The following is a 240-nucleotide window of genomic DNA, read 5'->3' as shown; positions in this document are numbered from 1 at the left end:
CGATACCGGCCTGGGACATAAATGTAATAGAGGTATTGCGGTTTGCTTTACCGTATGATGCGTACATCTGCCGCATAAACACGGGCTCAGGCGTCGGAATGGAAGCATTCGGATCTCCCATCTGGGCGCGGGCAATCATGCCGCCTTTGAGCACAAGTTCAGGTTTGACGCCGAAGAAAACCGGGTCCCATAGTACGAGGTCGGCGAGCTTTCCTTTTTCAACGGAACCGACTTCATGGC

1 protein-coding gene is annotated in these 240 nt (G+C 53.3%); it reads right to left on the bottom strand.

Going from position 1 to position 240, the window contains the following annotated elements; genetic code table 11:
• Positions 1–240, bottom strand: a 240-nt coding sequence (locus SB658_RS27160; protein WP_410603635.1) for an amidohydrolase family protein, incomplete at both ends; no start/stop codon positions are given.

The sequence above is a fragment of the Bacillus sp. SIMBA_008 genome, assembly GCF_046535495.1.
Taxonomy (GTDB): domain Bacteria; phylum Bacillota; class Bacilli; order Bacillales; family Bacillaceae; genus Bacillus; species Bacillus subtilis.
The sequence above is the reverse complement of the archived record's forward strand: the minus strand, read 5'-3'. Positions and strand labels throughout refer to the sequence as shown.